General features: G+C 26.0%; 22 protein-coding genes. 20 read left to right on the top strand and 2 right to left on the bottom strand.

Features of this window, described 5'->3' with window-relative positions; all coding sequences use genetic code 4:
* The first annotated feature begins 22 nt into the window (after positions 1-22).
* The 15 genes from mnmE to LT335_RS01785 all read left to right on the top strand — a co-directional run bounded on the left by mnmE (position 23) and on the right by LT335_RS01785 (position 13,258).
* Positions 23-1,369: a tRNA uridine-5-carboxymethylaminomethyl(34) synthesis GTPase MnmE gene (gene mnmE / locus LT335_RS01855; protein WP_249728227.1), complete on the top strand. Its 1,347-nt coding sequence runs from the start codon at positions 23-25 to the stop codon at positions 1,367-1,369.
* Between the two features lie 35 nt (positions 1,370-1,404).
* Complete coding sequence (locus LT335_RS01850; protein ID WP_249728226.1) at positions 1,405-2,229, top strand: TatD family hydrolase; 825 nt, start codon at positions 1,405-1,407, stop codon at positions 2,227-2,229.
* 9 nt (positions 2,230-2,238) lie between these two features.
* Positions 2,239-2,793, top strand: a complete 555-nt coding sequence (locus LT335_RS01845) for a DJ-1 family glyoxalase III (protein WP_249728225.1) — start codon at positions 2,239-2,241, stop codon at positions 2,791-2,793.
* Between the two features lie 31 nt (positions 2,794-2,824).
* Entirely contained in the window at positions 2,825-3,142 is a 318-nt protein-coding gene (locus LT335_RS01840; RefSeq protein ID WP_249728223.1) for a hypothetical protein, read from the top strand.
* A gap of 97 nt (positions 3,143-3,239) precedes the next feature.
* On the top strand, positions 3,240-4,079 hold the full coding sequence (gene rsmA, locus LT335_RS01835) for a 16S rRNA (adenine(1518)-N(6)/adenine(1519)-N(6))-dimethyltransferase RsmA (RefSeq protein ID WP_249728222.1): 840 nt from the start codon (positions 3,240-3,242) through the stop codon (positions 4,077-4,079).
* Positions 4,080-4,193: 114 nt separating this feature from the next.
* Positions 4,194-5,195 (top strand): ribose-phosphate diphosphokinase, encoded by a 1,002-nt coding sequence (locus LT335_RS01830; RefSeq protein WP_374982211.1) that lies wholly within the window; start codon positions 4,194-4,196, stop codon positions 5,193-5,195.
* A gap of 13 nt (positions 5,196-5,208) precedes the next feature.
* On the top strand, positions 5,209-5,778 hold the full coding sequence (gene pth / locus LT335_RS01825) for an aminoacyl-tRNA hydrolase (RefSeq protein WP_249728220.1): 570 nt from the start codon (positions 5,209-5,211) through the stop codon (positions 5,776-5,778).
* 36 nt (positions 5,779-5,814) lie between these two features.
* Positions 5,815-7,122, top strand: coding sequence for an adenylosuccinate synthase (locus LT335_RS01820; RefSeq protein WP_249728218.1), 1,308 nt, complete (start codon positions 5,815-5,817; stop codon positions 7,120-7,122).
* 5 nt (positions 7,123-7,127) lie between these two features.
* On the top strand, positions 7,128-8,423 hold the full coding sequence (purB, locus tag LT335_RS04510) for an adenylosuccinate lyase (RefSeq protein ID WP_249728215.1): 1,296 nt from the start codon (positions 7,128-7,130) through the stop codon (positions 8,421-8,423).
* 14 nt (positions 8,424-8,437) lie between these two features.
* On the top strand, positions 8,438-10,024 hold the full coding sequence (metG, locus tag LT335_RS01810; protein ID WP_249728213.1) for a methionine--tRNA ligase: 1,587 nt from the start codon (positions 8,438-8,440) through the stop codon (positions 10,022-10,024).
* A 108-nt stretch (positions 10,025-10,132) separates the two neighbouring features.
* Complete coding sequence (locus LT335_RS01805; RefSeq protein ID WP_249728211.1) at positions 10,133-10,660, top strand: Panacea domain-containing protein; 528 nt, start codon at positions 10,133-10,135, stop codon at positions 10,658-10,660.
* A gap of 202 nt (positions 10,661-10,862) precedes the next feature.
* A complete protein-coding gene (locus tag LT335_RS01800) occupies positions 10,863-11,402 on the top strand; it encodes a Panacea domain-containing protein (RefSeq protein ID WP_249728209.1) in 540 nt (179 codons plus the stop codon).
* The gene (locus LT335_RS01795) at positions 11,395-11,997 is read left to right on the top strand and encodes a hypothetical protein (RefSeq protein WP_249728207.1); all 603 of its coding nucleotides are present in this window, start codon (positions 11,395-11,397) and stop codon (positions 11,995-11,997) included. Before LT335_RS01800 ends, LT335_RS01795 begins: the two co-directional genes overlap by 8 nt.
* 131 nt (positions 11,998-12,128) lie before the next feature.
* Positions 12,129-12,656 (top strand): Panacea domain-containing protein, encoded by a 528-nt coding sequence (locus tag LT335_RS01790; protein WP_249728205.1) that lies wholly within the window; start codon positions 12,129-12,131, stop codon positions 12,654-12,656.
* A gap of 2 nt (positions 12,657-12,658) precedes the next feature.
* The gene (locus LT335_RS01785; protein ID WP_249728203.1) at positions 12,659-13,258 is read left to right on the top strand and encodes a hypothetical protein; all 600 of its coding nucleotides are present in this window, start codon (positions 12,659-12,661) and stop codon (positions 13,256-13,258) included.
* Positions 13,259-13,322: 64 nt separating this feature from the next.
* On the opposite strand, the gene LT335_RS01780 is transcribed toward LT335_RS01785, so the two are convergent.
* Positions 13,323-15,854, bottom strand: coding sequence for a vitamin B12-dependent ribonucleotide reductase (locus tag LT335_RS01780; protein ID WP_249728202.1), 2,532 nt, complete (start codon positions 15,852-15,854; stop codon positions 13,323-13,325).
* 201 nt (positions 15,855-16,055) lie between these two features.
* Between LT335_RS01780 and LT335_RS01775 the strand changes: the two genes are divergently transcribed.
* The 5 genes from LT335_RS01775 to rpsR all read left to right on the top strand — a co-directional run bounded on the left by LT335_RS01775 (position 16,056) and on the right by rpsR (position 18,663).
* On the top strand, positions 16,056-16,658 hold the full coding sequence (locus tag LT335_RS01775) for a deoxynucleoside kinase (RefSeq protein ID WP_249728200.1): 603 nt from the start codon (positions 16,056-16,058) through the stop codon (positions 16,656-16,658).
* 114 nt (positions 16,659-16,772) lie between these two features.
* A complete protein-coding gene (locus tag LT335_RS01770) occupies positions 16,773-17,186 on the top strand; it encodes a hypothetical protein (RefSeq protein ID WP_249728198.1) in 414 nt (137 codons plus the stop codon).
* Positions 17,187-17,384: 198 nt separating this feature from the next.
* On the top strand, positions 17,385-17,906 hold the full coding sequence (gene rpsF / locus LT335_RS01765) for a 30S ribosomal protein S6 (RefSeq protein WP_249728197.1): 522 nt from the start codon (positions 17,385-17,387) through the stop codon (positions 17,904-17,906).
* A 9-nt stretch (positions 17,907-17,915) separates the two neighbouring features.
* Complete coding sequence (locus LT335_RS01760; protein WP_249728195.1) at positions 17,916-18,422, top strand: single-stranded DNA-binding protein; 507 nt, start codon at positions 17,916-17,918, stop codon at positions 18,420-18,422.
* 16 nt (positions 18,423-18,438) lie between these two features.
* Positions 18,439-18,663 carry a 30S ribosomal protein S18 gene (gene rpsR / locus LT335_RS01755; RefSeq protein WP_249728193.1) on the top strand — a complete coding sequence of 75 codons (225 nt, stop codon included), beginning with the start codon at positions 18,439-18,441 and terminating at the stop codon, positions 18,661-18,663.
* Positions 18,664-18,735: 72 nt separating this feature from the next.
* Here the strand turns inward: rpsR and LT335_RS01750 are convergent, their stop codons facing one another.
* Positions 18,736-19,200, bottom strand: coding sequence for a hypothetical protein (locus LT335_RS01750; protein ID WP_249728190.1), 465 nt, complete (start codon positions 19,198-19,200; stop codon positions 18,736-18,738).
* Positions 19,201-19,354 lie beyond the last annotated feature (154 nt).

Below are 19,354 nucleotides of genomic sequence, written 5' to 3'. Positions count from 1 at the left end.
GCTTTAATTTGGTGAAATATTTATGAAATATATTAATGATACAATTGTTGCTAATGCTTCAGCTTTAACTACTCAAGCAATTAGCATTATTAGAGTTTCTGGTGATGCAACTTATCAATCAGTTAATCAAGTTTTTAGCAAAGATATTTTGCAACAAAAAGGATATACTCTAGTTAAAGGCTATCTTCATGATTTAGACGGTAATAAAATTGATGAAGTAATTTTAGCATGCTATCGTAATCCAAAATCATTTACAGGTGAAGATATCATTGAAATTAATTGTCATGGTGGTGTTTTAGTTACTCAAAAAATTATTAAATTATTACTTAGTCTTGGAATGAGAATGGCTTTGCCAGGTGAATTTACTCGTCGAGCATTTTTAAATAATAAAGTTAATTTAGTCCAAGCAGAAGCTATTAATGATTTAATTTTTGCTGAAAATGATGCAACCTTAAAGACAGCTATTAATAATTTAGGAACACATACAACTAATTTAATTAATCAATTGTCTGAACAATTATTAACTTTAATTGCTAATGTTAATGTTAATATTGATTATCCAGAATATGATGGTGTTGAGCAAATTACTAATCAAATAATGATTAATGAAGTCGCTAATTTTTTACATGAAATTAAAAAAATTAAAGAACATAGTCAAATTACTCAGATTATTAAAAATGGAATTAATACGGTAATTATTGGTAAACCTAATGTTGGTAAATCTTCATTGTTAAATGCTTTGTTAAAAGAAGATAAAGCAATTGTTTCAGAAATCCAAGGAACAACAAGAGATTTAGTTGAAGGAAAAATTAATTTAGGAGATATTAGTTTAAATTTAGTTGATACTGCTGGTATTAGAACAACAAAAAATGAAATTGAAAAGATTGGCATTGCTAAAAGTAAAGCAATGCTTGAAAAAGCACAATTAGTAATTTTAGTTTTAGATGGTTCTAAGCCGTTAACAAAAGAAGATTATCAATTAATAAATTTAATTAAAGATAAAAACTATATTATTGTTGCTAATAAAAATGATTTAACGTCAAAATTACAAATAACTGATACAATTAAAATTAGTGCTTTAAATCAAGATATTAGTTCTTTAATTGAAGCAATTAAACAAAAAACTTTAACAACTAAAATTGACTTTAATAATGAATTACTTTTAACTAATACTAGACAATTAGAATATTTTGAGCAAATTGAAACTAATATTAGTAAAGCTGTTACAGAATTAAAACAAGGTGTTCCAGTTGATTTAGTGGTAATCTATTTACAAAATGCTTGAAATTTATTATTATCAATTCAAGGTAAAGATTATCAAATTGATTTAGTTGATGAAATCTTTAAAAGATTTTGTTTAGGAAAATAACGAAAACAAAAAAACTAATATTATAAGGGGGAACCATGGTAAATAATGGAATCTTTGATAGTCATTGTCATTTAATGTCAAGACATTATCAAAATGAAGAGTTAGATAACTTATTAAATAATGCTTTTGTTGCTGGTGTTGGAAACATTTTAAATGTTGGTTTTAATTTAGCAACTAGTAATCAAGCAGTTTCACAAGCTTATCAATATGCTAGCAATAACAATGTTCCAAAAATTTTTGCTGCAGTTGGTATTCACCCAACAGAAGTAGGTAAAGCTAATTCAAAAGCGATGGCAGAGTTAGTAAAATTTATTCAAACTGGTAAAGTTATTGCCATTGGTGAAATTGGTTTAGATTATTTTCATCAAGATACTCCGGTTGAATTACAAAAGAAATGATTTACTGAACAATTAAAAATTGCTAAAAAATATGATTTGCCAGTTTTATTACATATTAGAAATGCTTTTAATGATGCTTATGAAATTGTTAAAGAACAAGGTATTACTAAAGGAATTTTACATTGCTTTACAGGTACTAAAGAAATTGCTGAAAAATTCTTAAAATTAGGTTTTTACATTTCTTTTGCTGGTAATCTAACTTATAAAAATGCTAAAGAATTACAAGCAGTTATTAAAGAAATTCCTAATAATCGTATTTTAGTTGAAACTGATGCACCATATTTAACACCAGAACCATTACGAGGTAAAAAACCAAATAAATCTGGCTTGACAGTTAATTTTCCGGTTAATATTGTTTTTACTGTGAGAAAGATTGCTGAGTTGAAAAAAATACCTGAACAAACTGTTCGCAAAATGGTTAATGATAACGCGATAAGTTTGTTTAATTTAAATAAAAATTAGGTGAAAATTATGAATAAAATTAAAGCGGCAATATTTTTAGCTCATGGATTTCAAACAAGTGAAGCAACTATTACAATTGATTTGTTACGAAGAGCAAATATTGAAGTTGATATTGTTAGTTTATCATCAGAATTATTAGTAAGATCAAGTCATAATGTTAATATTAATTGTGAAAAAGAAATTAAAAAGATTAATTTTAATGATTATAAAATTTTGATTTTACCAGGTGGTAACTTAGGTGTTGCAAATTTAAATAAAAATGAATTGTTAAAAAAACAATTAGTAGCATTTGCTCATGATCAAAATAAGTTTGTTGCAGCAATTTGTGCAGCACCACAAATTTTAGGACAATTAAATTTGTTGAATAATAAAAAAATAACTTTTTACCCTGGTTGTGATAAAGGTTTAGCTTCAGCAATCAAAACAAATCAACCTGCTGTTGTCAGTGGTAATATTATTACTGGTAAATCAATTGGTTGTGCCTTTCAATTTGCTTTGCAAATTATTACTACTTTGTTAGGGCAAGAAGCAGCTGATAAAGTAAAAACAACATTAGAATTTTAAAATTATTAAAAAATGAAAGTAAAATAAATTTATGGCATTGAATGTTAAAAAATTAAGAATTGCAGCAATTTTAGCAATGATTATTTCAATTGCTATTGTATTATTGACAATTATTTATCCGTTTGTTAATAAAGTATCTGATTTTTGAATTAATTTTTTCATTGCTTTAGCATTAATTGAAGGTCTTACTTTTTTAAATTCAGTTTTATTTTGTTTAAATCCAAAAAAACGAGTATTTATTAGTGGCATTATTAGTTTATTTGCTTTACTAATTCCAGGGATAATAATTTTATTTATTTATTTTGATGCTCAAAAATCTGTTAAAAATAGGATACAAATAACATCTTAAGATAATTTTTAGTTGAAATTCAAGTTTGAGTTTCAATTTTTAATTTATTAACAATTTTACAATGATATAATTTAATTAGCATTATAGGTGATTTTGAATGAAAGAAATTAAAACAACTTTAATAGACAATAATTTGCATCCTGTTAAAAGTCTTGGACAAAATTTTTTATTTGATCAAAATATTATTAAAAAGATTGCTAATGTTGTTAATATTGAAAATAAAAATGTTTTAGAAATTGGTACAGGTTTAGGTCATTTAACAAAAACTTTAGTTAGCAACGCAAAAAAAGTTGTGACAATTGAAGTTGATAAGAAATTGATTCCATATTTAAATGAAGAATTTAAAGATACTAATAATTTAAAAATTATTAATCAAGATTTTTTAAAAATTGACTTAGCAAACTTAATTACTAAAGAATTTGCAAATGATAATCAGGTTATTGTGATTGCTAATTTACCATATTATCTAACTTCACCAATTATTTTAAAGTTATTGGAAAATGTTAAATTTTTTTCTGCTTTTGTTTTAATGATGCAAAAAGAAGTTTCACAAAGATTAAATGCTAAAGTAAATACTAAAGCTTATAGTAATTTATCAGTAATGTGTCAGTTTTATTGTCAAGTAAAAGTTGTTTTTGATGTTAAACCACAATCTTTTTTTCCTGCACCTAAAGTTACTAGTAGTGTTGTTTTATTTCAAGTGAAAGATGATATTAATTTAGATGATGAAAAGCAATTTTGAATTTTTGTTCGTTCTTGTTTTGCCAGCAAAAGAAAAACTTTAGTTAATAATTTAACAAAATATTTAACAAAAGAAGCAGCAAATGAATTAATAAAATCATTAAAATGATTACCAACAATTCGAGCTGAGAATTTAACTTTTGTAATGTTTCAAGAGTTATTTTTGATTTTAAAACAAGAAAAGAAATTAAAATAACGATAAAAATTTGATTTAAATTTATTTTAAATGTTAATAATTATTTTTTTATTAGTATATTTATTAGTATAATGAAAATAGCAAGTTAATTGAGAAAGGAAAGTAGTGAATAGCGTGCTTGATAAAAATGATGTTGTAATTTTGGGTTTAAGTGCTAGTAAAGAATTTAGTAAATTAGTATGTCAAAAAATTAATTTAAAACCAGGAGAAATTGAAGTAAGTCGCTTTGCTGATGGTGAATTTAATGTTCAATTGAAAACATCAGTGCGAGGAAAAGAGGTTTATTTAATTCAATCGACAGCACCGCCAGTTAATGAGAATTTAATGGAATTATTAATAACCCTTGATGCTTTAATGAGAGCATCAGCTGCTAAAATTCATGTTGTAATTCCTTATTTTGGTTATGCAAGACAAGATCGCAAAATGTTAGGAAGACAGCCAATAACATGTAAATTAGTTGCTAATTTATTAGTCACAGCAGGAATGGAGCGATTAATTACTGTTGATTTACATTCTTCACAAGAACAAGGATTTTTTGATATTCCTGTTGATGATTTGCGGGCAACTCATGATTTGGCTACTTATATAATTGATCAAGAAATTTCCAATCCAGTTGTTGTTTCACCTGATCATGGTGGTGTTGTTCGTGCTCGAAGATTAGCTGATTTACTTGGTTGTTCATTAGCAGTAATTGATAAAAGAAGAAGTAAACCAAATCAAAGTGAAGTGAAATTTGTTTTAGGTGATGTTAAGGATAAAAATGCCATCATTATTGACGATATGATTGATACAGGTGGGACAATTCTTAATGCAGCAAAAGCAATTAGAGAACATGGTGCTAAATCAGTTTATATTGTTGCAACTCATGGTCTTTTTAGTCTTGATGCTGTTGATAGATTTAATCAAGCAATTAAAGATGAAGTAATTACTGAAGTAGTTGTTACTGATACGATTGCATTGCCAAAAGAAAAGCAATTTAAAGGTTTAAAAGTTATTTCAATTACTGATTTTATTGCTAATATGATTAGTGCTTCAATCAAAAATAAATCTTTAACTGAAGTTTATGATAATAAAACTGACTTATTACTTAAAAAAGTAAAAAAAGCAATTAAATAAAAGAGAAAATAAAATGAAATTAATTGTTGGTTTAGGTAATCCAGGAATACAATATCAGTGAACAAGACATAATGCTGGTTTTATAATAATTGATAATTTAGCAAAAGCATTAAATCTTACTAACAAAGAAACAAAATTTAGCGGTGAATTTATTAAAACTAAATATCAAAATCAAGATATCATTTTATTAAAACCTTTAACATTTATGAATTTATCAGGTATTTGTGTTGCTAATTTTATTAATTTTTTTAAGATAAAATTAGAAGATGTTTTAATTATTCATGATGAAATTGATTTAGATTTTGGTCGAATTCAATTTAAAAATACTGGTTCTGCTGCTGGTCATAATGGTTTAAAAGATATCTTTGCAAAAACTAATACTAATAATTTTGCTCGTTTAAGAATTGGTGTTGGCAGAAATCCCAATTTTAGTACTGTTAATTGAGTTTTAAGTAAATTTACTAGTGAAGAATTAGCAAGAATTAATAATAATTCAGAACTTTTTTTTAACGCAATTTTGAGTTGAGTTGATAATAATAATCTTAATAATTTAATGAATAAATTTAATAATCAAAAATTTTAATTAATGCAAAATGCAAAATAAGAAGGAGTCAAAATAATGTTAAATCAGAAATTTCAAACAACTGCAGTAATTGGAAGTCAATGAGGTGATGAAGGTAAAGGTAAAGTTACCGATTATTTTGCTCAAGATGCTGATATTATTGTTCGTTGAAGTGGTGGCAATAATGCCGGTCATACAATTGTTTTTGATCAAAAAAAGTTTAAATTAAGTGTTATTCCTTCAGGAATTTTCAATCAAAAAGTTACTTGTGTTATTGCTAATGGCTGTGTTATTAATTTAGAAAAGTTAATTGAAGAAATTAATTATTTAAAAGAAAATGGTTATAATTGTAATAATTTGAAAATCTCTGATCGTGCTCATATTATTTTTCCATATCATTTAGCATTAGATGAAAGCGAAGAAAAAATTAAAAAAGAACAAGCAATTGGCACAACTAAAAAGGGCATTGGTCCTTGTTATTCTGATAAAATTAATCGTGTTGGAATTCGAATTGGTGATTTATTAGAACAAGAGCAATTTATGAAAAAATTAATAGCAAATGTTGCTGTTAAAAATCAAATTTTAACTAAAATTTATCATTATGAAAAAACTTTTAATGCTGAAGAAATTGCTGAAAGAATTTTTAAGCACTTATTACCACAATTCAAACAATACATTACTGATACAAGAGTTTTGTTATATGAAAATTTACAACTAGAAAAGAAGATTTTATTTGAAGGAGCACAAGGAACATTACTAGATTTAGATCATGGTACTTATCCGTTTGTTACTTCTTCACATCCAATTGCTAGTTCAATTGCTGTTGGAACAGGATTGCCTTTAAAAGCAGTAACTAATATTGTTGGTATTACTAAAGCTTATAATACTAGAGTTGGAGCTGGCGTTTTTCCAACTGAATTTGAAGATGAAATTGCCAAAAAAATTAGAGAAGTTGGTAATGAGTATGGAACGGTTTCAAAAAGACCGCGCCGAATTGGTTGATTTGATGCTGTAATTGCCAAGTATAGTGCTGAAATTAATGGCTTTACTGGTTTGGCAATAACATTATTGGATGTTTTAACTGGTGTTAAGCAATTAAAAGTTTGTACGAGTTATGTATTAAATGGTCAAGAAATTAACTATGTTCCTAGTCAAATTAATAATTTTAATCTTTGTCAGCCAAAATATATTACTTTACCAGGATGAAAAGAAGATATTACTAAAGTCACTAGTTTTGAACAATTGCCAATTAATGCGAAAAAGTATTTAGCAAAGATTAGTGAATTAGTTGGAGTCCCAATTACAATGTTTTCAGTTGGACCAAATCGTAAACAAACGATAATTGTTAAAAATATGAAGGAGTAATTTTTATGATTGAGCGTTATCAAACCGAAGCAATGAACAAAATTTGAAATGATGAAAATCGTTTTAATTTATGATTACAATTTCAAATTGATGTTGCTGAAGCATTAAGTCAATTAAATTATTTTCCAAAAAGTGATTTTTTAAAAATTAAAAATCATGCTAAATTAAATTTACCATTAATGAAAAAACTTGAGATTGAAACAAAACATGATGTTGTTGCTTTTACAAGAATGCTAAGTGCAAGTTTAAAAAATGAAAGTCGTTGAATTCATTATGGCTTAACTTCAACTGATATGGTTGATAGTGTTCAAAATTATCAAATCAAGCAAGCTAATGTCATTATTAGTAATGATATTTTAGATTTACAAAAAAAGTTAAAAGAATTAGCAATTAGATATAAAAATCAACCAATTATTGCTCGTACGCATGGGATTTTTGCTGAACCTACTAGTTTAGGTTTAAAGTTTGCTTTATGATATGATGAATTAAATCGACAATTAGCAAGATTAGACTTGGCAAAAACACAAATTGAAGTAGTTAAAATTACTGGTTCAGTTGGTAATTTTGCTCATGTATCACCAAAAGTTAGTGAAATTGTTGCTAAAAAATGAAAAATGGCTGTTGATAGTTGTGCTACACAAGTAGTACAAAGAGATCGTCATAGTTTTTTATTAACAACTTTAGCAAATATTGCTTCAACAATTGAAAAAATTGCTTTAGAAATTAGATTAAGTCAACGTAGTGAAGTTAATGAGTTAGCAGAAGGTTTTGCTTTGAATCAAAAAGGTTCAAGTTCAATGCCACATAAAAAAAATCCGATTGCCAGTGAGAATATTGTTGGTTTATCACGGTTAATTCGCACTTATGTTAATGTTAGTTTTGAAAATAATTTGTTATGATATGAAAGAGATATTTCTCATAGTTCTAATGAGCGAGTTATTTTTCCTGATGTTTATCATGCTTTAGACTTTATTGGAAAAAGAATGGTAAATGTTTTAGAAAATTTAGTTGTTAATACTCGAGTAATTAATGAAAATTTACGAAAAGCAAATGATCTTTATTTTTCACAACCAGTACTTTTAGCAATAATTAAAAATAATCCGAAATTAACAAGAGAAGCAGCTTATGATTTTATTCAAAATGCGTCATTAATTGCTCAAAAAGAAAATAAAAATTTTAAAGATGTTTTACAAGCGAATAAAATTGATAAGTACTTAACACAAGAACAGTTAATAAAATGTTATGATGAAAAGCAATTCTTAGTAAATGTTGATTATATTTTTAACAAAGTTTTTAAATAAAAAAAGAGAAGAAAATGATGGCAAAATATTTTTATATTACAACTCCAATTTATTATCCAAGCAATATTTTGCATTTAGGACATGCTTATACAACAACAATTGCTGATGTTTTAGCACGATATAAAAGAAGTCAAGGTTATCAAGTTTTCTTTTTAACTGGTTCTGATGAACACGGACAAAAAATTGCCAAAGCAGCTTCAGTAAAAAAGTTAACACCAAAGAAATTTGTTGATGAAATTGTTCTTGAATTTAAAGATTTATGAAAAAAATTAAAAATTGATTATGATTATTTTATTAGAACAACTGATGAAAGTCATATTAGTACTGTCCAAAAAATCTTTACAAAATTATTAAATCAAGGTGATATTTATTTAGGTAAATATGAAGGATGATATTGTGTTTCTGATGAAGAATTTGTGACGGAAACACAAATTAACAAAAGTAATAATACTTGTAAAATTTGTGGTGGTGAATTAATTAATTTGTCAGAAGATTCATACTTTTTTAAAATGAATCATTATAGTAATAAGTTATTAGATTATTATCAAGAACATCCCAATTTTATTTTTCCTGAAAGCAGAAAAAATGAAATGGTTAATAATTTTCTTAAACCAGGTTTAACTGATTTGAGTGTTACTAGAACTAGTTTTTCATGAGGAATTCCTGTTTTAGAAAACAAAAAACATACAATTTATGTTTGAATTGATGCTTTAAGTAATTACTTATCAGCATTAGGATATTTACAAACAAATGATAAAAAATTTAAAACATTTTGAGAAAACAAAGATTGTGAAATTGTTCAATTATTAGGAAAAGAAATTACACGCTTTCATGCAATTTACTGACCAATTTTATTGATGTCGTTAAAGTTAAGACAACCAACTCAACTTTTAGTTCATGGTTGAATTACTAATGATCAAGGTAAGATGTCAAAATCAAAAGGTAATGTTATTGATCCAAGAATTTTAATTAATCGTTATAGTTCAGATGCGCTTCGTTGTTTTTTAATTAAAGAAATTCAATTTGGTGCTGATGGTAAATATAATCATGAAATGTTTTTAAAATTTTTTAATGCTTATTTAGTTAATGATTTAGGAAATTTATTATCAAGAGTAACAACAATGATTATTAAATATAATGATAGTAAAATTCCCAATTTTAATAATAAAGAAATCAAGCCTTATCACGACCATTTAATTTTTGATTTTCGAGCAACAATTGCTGATTTTCAAACAACGATTGAAAAATATCAAGTAACTAATGCGGTTAATATTGTTTGAGCTTTAATTGATAAGTTGAATAAATTAATTGACGAAACAAAACCTTGAGATTTATTTAAAAATCAACAAACTATACAATTAAATAATTTGTTAAATTTATTTGCTAATGGTTTATTTATTATTAGTGTTTTGTTATCACCAGTTTTAGTTGATAGTTTTGTTAAGATTCAACATCAATTAGGAATTAAAGCAACAACAAAGATTGATTTAGATTTTAATTTGAATGATTTAGCTAATAATAAGGTTAATAAAAGTGAACTTTTATTTAAACGATTAGATGTTGAACAGGAATTAAAATATTTAAATCAAATAACTAAATAAAGGAAATCATACTAATATGATTTCCTTTATTTTTTTGTTTTAGAGTTGGTATTTGGTTATATAATTAGTTTAAACCAAAATATCATTTAGAAAGGGGTTGAAAATGATATGAAAAATTTAGATATTGATATCAAAGTATTTAGTGAGTATGCCGTCAATTTTATTCATGATATTAACGAATATAATAATCAACAAGATAAAGAAATTACACCATTTAAATTACAAAAATTATTATATTTTGTTTATGCTTATGCTTTAGTAGTTTTAGAAATGAAATTATGAAATGATAGCTTTGAAAAGTGATCAATTGGACCAATTTTGCCAGAAGTATTTTTTCACTATGGCCAATATGGTAACAAACAAATTGATAAAACTAATAATGATATTAAGTTTGAAACATTGCCAAATTGAGAAAGGTTAGATTTAGATGCCTTAATGTTAGAAGTGCATCAGAAGTTTACTGATTTTGAATTAGTGGCAATTGCTTGTTCTGAACCGTGAAAAAAAACACCAGATAATGCCAAAATTAGTGATCAAGATATTATTGATTATTATTCTCAGAATAATGTTAATGATCGATTACTGAATGAAATAATCTATCGACCATCAGAAAACGATTTTAGTTTTTTGGATTAAATATGGACAAAAATCCTGGTCTTAAACCTGGAAAAATTATTCTTATTTGTAAACCTTTTAGAAGTCATGATGGTTTTTAATTAAAATCTTAGATAAAGAAAATTGATATAATTTCCTTTATTTTTTTGTTTTGGGATTGGAATTTCGGTATATAATTATTTTAGACCAAAATATCATTTTGTAGAAAGGGGTTGAAAATGATATGAAAAACTTAGATATTGATATCAAAGTATTTAGTGAGTATGCCGTCAATTTTATTCATGATATTAACGAATATAATAATCAACAAGATAAAGAAATTACGCCATTTAAATTACAAAAATTATTATATTTTGTTTATGCTTATGCTCTAGTAACTTGAGAAATAAAATTATGAAATGATAGTTTTGAAAAGTGATCAATTGGACCAATTTTGCCAGAAGTGTTTTTTCACTATGATCAATATGGTAATAAACAAATTCCTAAAACTAATAATGAGATTAGTTTTTTTGATAAATTAAAAACTATGAAAAGATTAGATTTAGATGCCTTAATGTTAGAAGTGCATCAGAAGTTTACTGATTTTGAATTAGTACCAATTGCTTGTTCTGAACCGTGAAAAAAAACACCAGATAATGCCAAAATTAGTGATCAAGATATTATTGATTATTATTCTCAGAATAATGTTAATGATCGATTACTGAATGAAATAATTTATCGACAATCAAAAGTTAACTTTGATTTTTTAACTCAAAATGAGTAAAGATGCCAGTTTAAGACCTGGAAGAATAATTTTTATTAATAGACAATTTAGAAGTCATGATGGTTTTCTTTTAATTGAACGATTTATGTGTGTTTTGAAAATTGAAGCAGATAATATTTTGTTGTTGCCAATGTCAACATTTCATAGTGAAACGATAAGAAAGCGAAAATTAACTTATAAAAATGTTTTTGAATATTCAAAAAGTCATGGTAATACTCGTGACGCTTACATTAAATGTGATCAAATATATAGTTTAAATATAAAAGAATTTGATGATTCCGAAGGAATAAAAATGAAACATCAAATGAATGAAGAACATTTAGAAAAGTTAGAATTTCATGTTCGAAATTTACAAAAAGATAATAAAACTAAGTTTTTATTCAAAGAAATTATTTTTGAAGATTCATTGGATTTAAAACAAAAAGACCAAGACTCTGAAACTATTTTTACTAATGATGAATTAGCGAGAATCGAAAAAGATGAACAAAAATTTATCGAACGATTTAAAAAAGCTGAAGCGGCTTTAAAAAAATCACAGCAAGTAGTACAAGAAGCAGAAGATAGCGATAATGAATTTGACGGTTATGAACGCTAGTTAAATAAAATTTTAAATAAAGGAAGTTATATTAGTATGATTTCCTTTATTTTTTTGTTTTGGAGTTGGTATTTGGTTATATAATTAGTTTAGGCCAAAATATCATTTTATAGAAAGGGGTTGAAAATGATATGAAAAACTTAGATATTGATATCAAAGTATTTAGTGAGTATGCCGTCAATTTTATTCATGATATTAACGAATATAATAATCAACAAGATAAAGAAATTACACCATTTAAATTACAAAAATTATTATATTTTGTTTATGCTTATGCTTTAGTAGTTTTAGAAATGAAATTATGAAATGATAGCTTTGAAAAATGATCAATTGGACCAATTTTGCCAGAAGTGTTTTTTCACTATAGTCCATATGGTAACAAGCAAATTGATAAAACTAATAATGAGATTGAATTTGAAACTTTGCCAGATTGAGAAAGAGTAGAATTAGAATGCTTAATGTTAGAGGTGCATCAGAAGTTTACTGATTTTGAATTAGTGCCAATTGCTTGTTCTGAGCCATGAAAAAAAACAGCAGATAATGCCAAAATTAGTGATCAAGATATTATTAATTATTATTCTCAGAATAATGTTAATGATCGATTACTGAATGAAATAATCTATCGACCATCAGAAAACGATTTTAGCTTTTTGGATTAAATATGAATAAAAAGCCTGGTTTAAAACCTGGTAAAATAATTTTTATTAGTAAACCTTTTAGAAGTCATGATGGTTTTCTTTTAATTGAACGATTTATGTGTGTTTTGAAAATTGAAACAGATAATATTTTATTGTTACCAATGTCAACATTTCATAGTGAAGCGATAAGAAAGCGAAAACTAACTTATAAAAATGTTTTTGAATATGCAAAAAGTCACGGTAATACTCGTGACGCTTACATTAAATGTGATCAAATCTATAGTTTAAGTATAGATGATTTTAATGGTAAAGGAATAAAACCAAAACATCAAATGGATAAAGAGCATTTTAAAAAATTAAAAAATCAAATTAGAAATTTACAAAAAGATAGTAAAATTAAGTTTTTATTCAAAGAAATTGTTTTTGAAGATTCATTGGATTTAAAACAAAAAGACCAAAACTCTGAAACTATTTTTACTAATGATGAATTAGCGAGAATGGAAAAAGATGAAGAAAAATTTATTGAACGATTGAAAAAAGCTGAAGCGGCTTTAAAAAAATCACAGCAAGTGGTACAAGAAGCAGAAGATAGCGATAATGAATTTGACGGTTATGAACGCTAAATTAAATACAAAATAAAAGGGATGTATTGTATTGAATATATCCCTTTATAATATTTATTAAAATTTATAATCCACATTTAGTTTGCATTCCGCAATTATTACAAGTAAAACAACCAGATGATAGAACTAAAATTCCTTCTTTACACATTTGACATAAGTCACCTAAGTTATTACCAATTTTGCGATCTTGACGATCACTTCTTCAGCCTGGTTTAATTGGTTTAACTGTTTCTTCATATTCCATTGTTAAAGACTCTGTTAAACCTAATTGAGTTAAACTAACTTGGTCTTGTTGTTGATTATCATCATATAATGATAGTACTTGGCTATCACGAGAACCATCAACATAAACAGTTCCACCTTTAGCGCCTCCAAGATATAAGTTGTGATAGATTTTTTCTACTTGTTTAACTGAATAACCTTTTGGAGCATTAACAGTTTTAGAAATTGATGAATCAACTCAGCGTTGAATAATGCATTGAACTTGAGCGTGTTCTTCTGGTTCTAATTGCATTGCTGAAACAAAAATATCTGGTAGTGTTTTTTCTTTAAATTCTGGATGATATTCTAATCACTCTTTAACAATGTTAGCTTTAACTTCCATAAACTTTCCTAATCTGCCACTTCTAAAGTAAGAAAAAGCAAAGTATGGTTCTAATCCAGTTGAAACACCAACCATTGTTCCAGTTGAACCTGTTGGTGCGACTGTTAGTAAGTGTGAATTACGAATTCCATATTTTAAGATGTCAGCTCTAATATCTTCTGGTAATGTTTTAACAAAACCAGTATTAGTAAATGCTTCACGACTTTCTAAGAAAGGAAATGATCCTTTTTCTTTAGCTAATGCAATTGAAGTACGATAAGCACTAAGACAAATTGTTTCAAAAACTTTATCAGTTACTTTATTAGCGGTTTCTGATCCATATTTCAAATTAGCTCAAATTAATAAGTCGTGTAGACCCATTACTCCTAATCCAATTCTTCTTTCGCCAAGCGCTTGTTTTTTATTATCTTCTAAGAAATAAGGAGTAGCATCAATAACATTATCTTGTAAACGAACACAAGTGCTAACAGTTTTACTTAATTTGTCATATAACACTTCGTTAGTTTCTTTATTAACAAAGTTAGCTAAGTTAATAGCTGCTAAATTACAAACTGAATAAGGTGCTAAAGGTTGTTCGCCACAAGGATTAGTTGCAACAACTTTCATGCCATATGCCCGAGCATTTGTCATTTCATTGGCACGATCAACAAAGAAAATTCCTGGTTCAGCTGAATATGTTGCACAAAAATTAATTAAGTCTCATAAATCATTAGCTTTAATTGTTTGATAAGTTTTAATTTGATAACCCATTTTTTCTCATTCATGAATATCACCAATTTTATTTCAGTTTTCATCATAAGCTTGTTTTTGAGTGACAGTGTAATTATCTAAATCAGGAAATCTTAAATCTCAGTTGCCATTATTAGCAACAGCTTCCATAAATTCATCAGTAAGAGTTACTGAAATATTAGTTCCTGTTAAAAAGTCTTTTCTTAAAACTTGTCATTCGCCACCTAAAGTTAATTTTTGTTTTGCAGATTCAACAGTAGAACTAGCAAATAAAGTTTCATTATTTAAAATTGTTTGATAAGTTTCTGCTTCTTGTTCAGTTAAAGGTTCAAATTTTAATTTTTTTCTTGCTTCTTCACGAACAATTTCTGATTTTGAATTTTCTTTTAATCATAATAAAATTTTTGGATTTTGCATTTTTGAAATAATAAACTCAATAATATCAGGATGTCAATCAGCAAGCATAATCATTTGGGCTCCACGACGAGAACCACCTTGTTCAACTAAGTGAGTTAAAGTTGATAAATCGTTTAATCAAGAAACAGCTCCTGATGATTTACCACCAACTGCTTTAGCAATTGTTCCTTTTGGTCTTAAAGTTGAACCATTTGATCCAACACCACCACCATGAGACATAATTTCCATTACTTGTTGGCGATGAGTAGCAATTCCTTGTCTTGAATCACGAATGAAAGGCATAACAAAACAGTTAAAGAATGTCACATCAGAACCACTTCCTGCGCCATATAAAACTCTTCCAGCTGGAATAATATTTAAATTTTTTAATTCATGATAAAAATTATTTTGATATTCTTTTTCTTTTGCTTCTGTCAGTTCTTTGCTAGCTAATTTTTTGCTAACACGATAAGCAATTTGTTCATAAAATAGTTCTAATGGTTTTTCTAATTCAAATTTTTGTTTGTGAACAACTCCTGCTTTACCAGATATTTCGATTAAACTTGGATCAATTGATGATGTATATTCATCTTCAATTACGATTGAATAAATATCATTTTTAATTTGTTCAACAATATGTCCAATTGCTCGTGTTGGAAAAACAGGATCTTCTTTAATTACAGTTATAACTAAATCTCCAGGTTTTAGACTAACTAAATTTTTATCCTTTTGTGAGTAACGATCAAGCATTACCATTCTTGATACACCTTCATGAGTTATGTGGTAATCTTTTTCAATTGTTTTAATATGAGAAAAATGATTTTTTATGTCATTATTGATTGATGTTATTAGTTCTTTGGAATACATCTTTATGCTACCCTTCCTTTATCTAATGATTTTTACGTAAAAGAATTTTAGCACAATTGTATTACATTTTGAGGTTTAAAATTTCTCAGAAAGATAAATTATTTTTTTAATTAAACCTAATAAGAAATAAAATGAAAGATTTTTTTTCAATAAAAAATGCTAAGTGTTATACTTTTAAATAGAAAATTTTTGGAGGAAAATATGAAAATAATTTTAGCTGGAGTAGTAGGAGTAGGGAAAAGCACTATTAGTGAAATGCTTGCAAAAAAATTAAATTTTAAATTAATGCAAGAACCTGTCGCATGTAATCCTTATCTTGAAGATTTTTATAGTAAACCAAAAGATTTTGCTTTTAAAATGCAAATTTTTATGTTAATGGCACGAAGTAAACAATTAAAAGATGCAATTGACGAAGAAAATGTTATTTTTGATCGTAGCATTTTAGAAGATCCAATTTTTGTTGAAGTTTTAAAAGCACAAAATAATATTAATAATGTTGATTATCAAGTTTATTATGATTTTTATAATAATGTTATTGTTTCATCTTTATATTTTGATCCAAAAATTAAACCAGATTTAATTATTTATTTACGAGTTACAACTGAAAATGCTATTAAAAGAATTAATCAAAGAGGGAGAAATGCTGAAAAAGATGTTCCTGCTAGCTATTGAAAGTTATTAAATGAAAAATATGAAGAATGGTATTTAAAAAATAATGATAAATTACCTTTTTTTGTTATTGATACAAATAAAAAAAATCCTGAAACAATTGTGAGTGATATTTTGCAGCAAATTAAAAAATAATAACCTTATTTATTTAGTTTTGTTATTTTGCTTTAAATTACACTTAGATAATTATTAAGGTATTATTAAAGATATGAGTAGTTACAAATTAAAAATGAAAGGAGCTTAGAGATTATGAATAATTATGGACGAGCAGGAGCTATTTTAACAATTATTGGATCATTAGTTATGTTTACTGCTAGTATTATTTTCTTAACAGGAAGCGGATTTTCATTAGTTTTATCACTTGAATCAGGAGCATTTTATTTTTTAACTGTTGCAGCTATTATTCTTAGTGTTGTTAATATTGTTTTATCAGGATTATTTTTATCTGGCAGAACAAATTTATTCAAAGTTTCTGGAATTCTTGCTCTTATTTCAATTGGATTTGCTTGAATAGTTTGATTTTTTCCACTAATTATTTTATTAATTGGTGGAATTTTATTCTTATTTAACGCTCAAGAACAAGTTAAAGAAGAAAATGTTATTATCAATCATAATAAAAAAATGATTAAAAATCTTAATGATACAGCAGAATTAGAATATTAATTAAAAGTAATCATAATAATTAAAAATTCACTTATAAAAAGTGAATTTTTTTATATTTTCTGCTGGTTTTCTTTACTAAGTTAGAAAATAATTATATAATTATTAAACGAGTTAATTATTAATATTAAATTAAAAAAGTAAATATATTTGATTAACTCCTTGCTCGTAAGAGCCATAAGTCCACAAGGAGGTTTTCTCATGGTAGAAACTAAGTTCAACAATTATGAAATTATGTACATTGTTGATGATCAAAATCCAGAAAAAGCAAACTCAGTTAAAAAAGAGTTTCTTGAAATTTTAACTAAGAATGATGGTAAACTTGTTGAAGAAAAAGATTTTGTTCAGCAATTTGCTTATAAAATTAATCATAAAGATAAAGGTCATTATTTTGTTTTAAAATTAAAAACAACAGCACAAAACATTGCTGATTTTAGTAGAATTTTTTCAATTAAGCAAAAACAAGGCGAAGTAATTAGAAAATTAATCATTAATTTAGATGATGAAAAAATTAATACTTTTAAAGTAAGAAAAGAAAATCCTAAAAAACCAGAATTTAATCGTGAACATAATCATGATTCAAGAGTTAGATTTTTAGATTCTAATAGAACAACAAGACCAGAATCAGAAAAAGCAAAAATAACAATAACTAAAAGTAATAAAACAGAAGATACAAAAGTTACTTCAGAAACTAAAAAGTCAAAAACTTCTGAAGCAAAATAGGGGGCACTTATGAATCAAGTAACATTAGTTGGTAGAATTACTCATAATTTAGTTTTAAGAGAAACTAAAAGTGGTAAAAATTATGTTTTTTTTACAGTTGCAGTTAATGACCTTAATAATCGAGCAAACTTTATTAATTGTATTGCTTGAAATATTGTTGCTGAAAATATGACAAAATATATTGGTAAAGGATCACTTGTTGCCGTAGTTGGTCGTTTAACAACAAGAAAAGATAATAAAGACCAAAATATTATGGAAGTTCAAGCAAGTAATGTTAGTTTTCTAGATAATAAAAAAAGAGACTTTGATAATAAACAAATTAAAAATTTATCACATAACGAACATGTTAATGATTTAGAGCAACCAAAAACTAATCTTCAAAAAAATTCTCAAGTAAATATTGATGAAGCATTTCAAACTCAAAATACTGAAAATTATGATACTGAAATTAGTTTTGTTAATAATAATAGTTTAGATACTGATGATTCAGATGATGAAGCTATTATTTGAGATTAAATTATAAGGAGGAACTATGAATAGAAATCGTATTCATTCAAGAAAAAAATATTGTTATATTACTAAAAATAATATTAAGTATATTGATTATAAAGATATAGAATTATTAAAGAAATTTATATCTAATAATAATAAAATTTTACCTGCAAGAACAACTGGAACAAAACCAAAATATCAACGTCAAATTGCCACAGCAATTAAACGAGCTCAAATTATGGCTTTGTTACCTTATTCAAGATAAGTTTAAATTCTAAGGATAAAATGCAAAAAAGGTAGTTAAATAAATTTATTTAACTACCTTTTTTATTTTCTTTTAATTTCAATCATAAGTTGATTCTGTTACTTTTGTTGGTGCAACTCAAGCACCAAATCTAATAAGAATACCGTTTCCTTTATCAGCATTTTTAAGAACAGGTTTACCTAATTTTAAAATTGCATCCGTAATATTAACAGCAGATCCAATTTTATCATTTAAACTTGGAATTTTTTCAATAGCATCAGAAACTACTTCTAAAACATCACTTGTTTTTGCAGCACCAGAAATAATATCTTGTGTTAATTCATGATTAAGGTCTAATCTTCAAACTCCACCAACTTTTTCAAGTGTTGTTCTTGGTCCTTCTGCATTAACTTTTCAGTTTTCTTTGTTATTAATATTAATTAAAGCATTAATACTTGTTGTTGATATGTTATGATTTACTGAATTTGCAATTGCTGCTGCAGTAGCACCAGATGTTATTAAGATAGCAGCACCTCAAATACTTAATGTTTTTTTCATAAAAACCTCCCTATTAAGTCTTGCTTTCATTATACTCTTTAATTTTTTAAGTTAATATGTTTTTTTCTGCTTCATTAACAAAGGCAAAAAATTTATTAATTAAAATGTTAATTATGATGCTAATGTTTGGATTAGTATTTATTGTTTTACGATT

The organism is Spiroplasma attinicola (assembly GCF_023509825.1).
GTDB classification, from domain to species: Bacteria; Bacillota_I; Bacilli_A; order Mycoplasmatales; family VBWQ01; genus Spiroplasma_D; species Spiroplasma_D attinicola.
The sequence above is the reverse complement of the archived record's forward strand: the minus strand, read 5'-3'. Positions and strand labels throughout refer to the sequence as shown.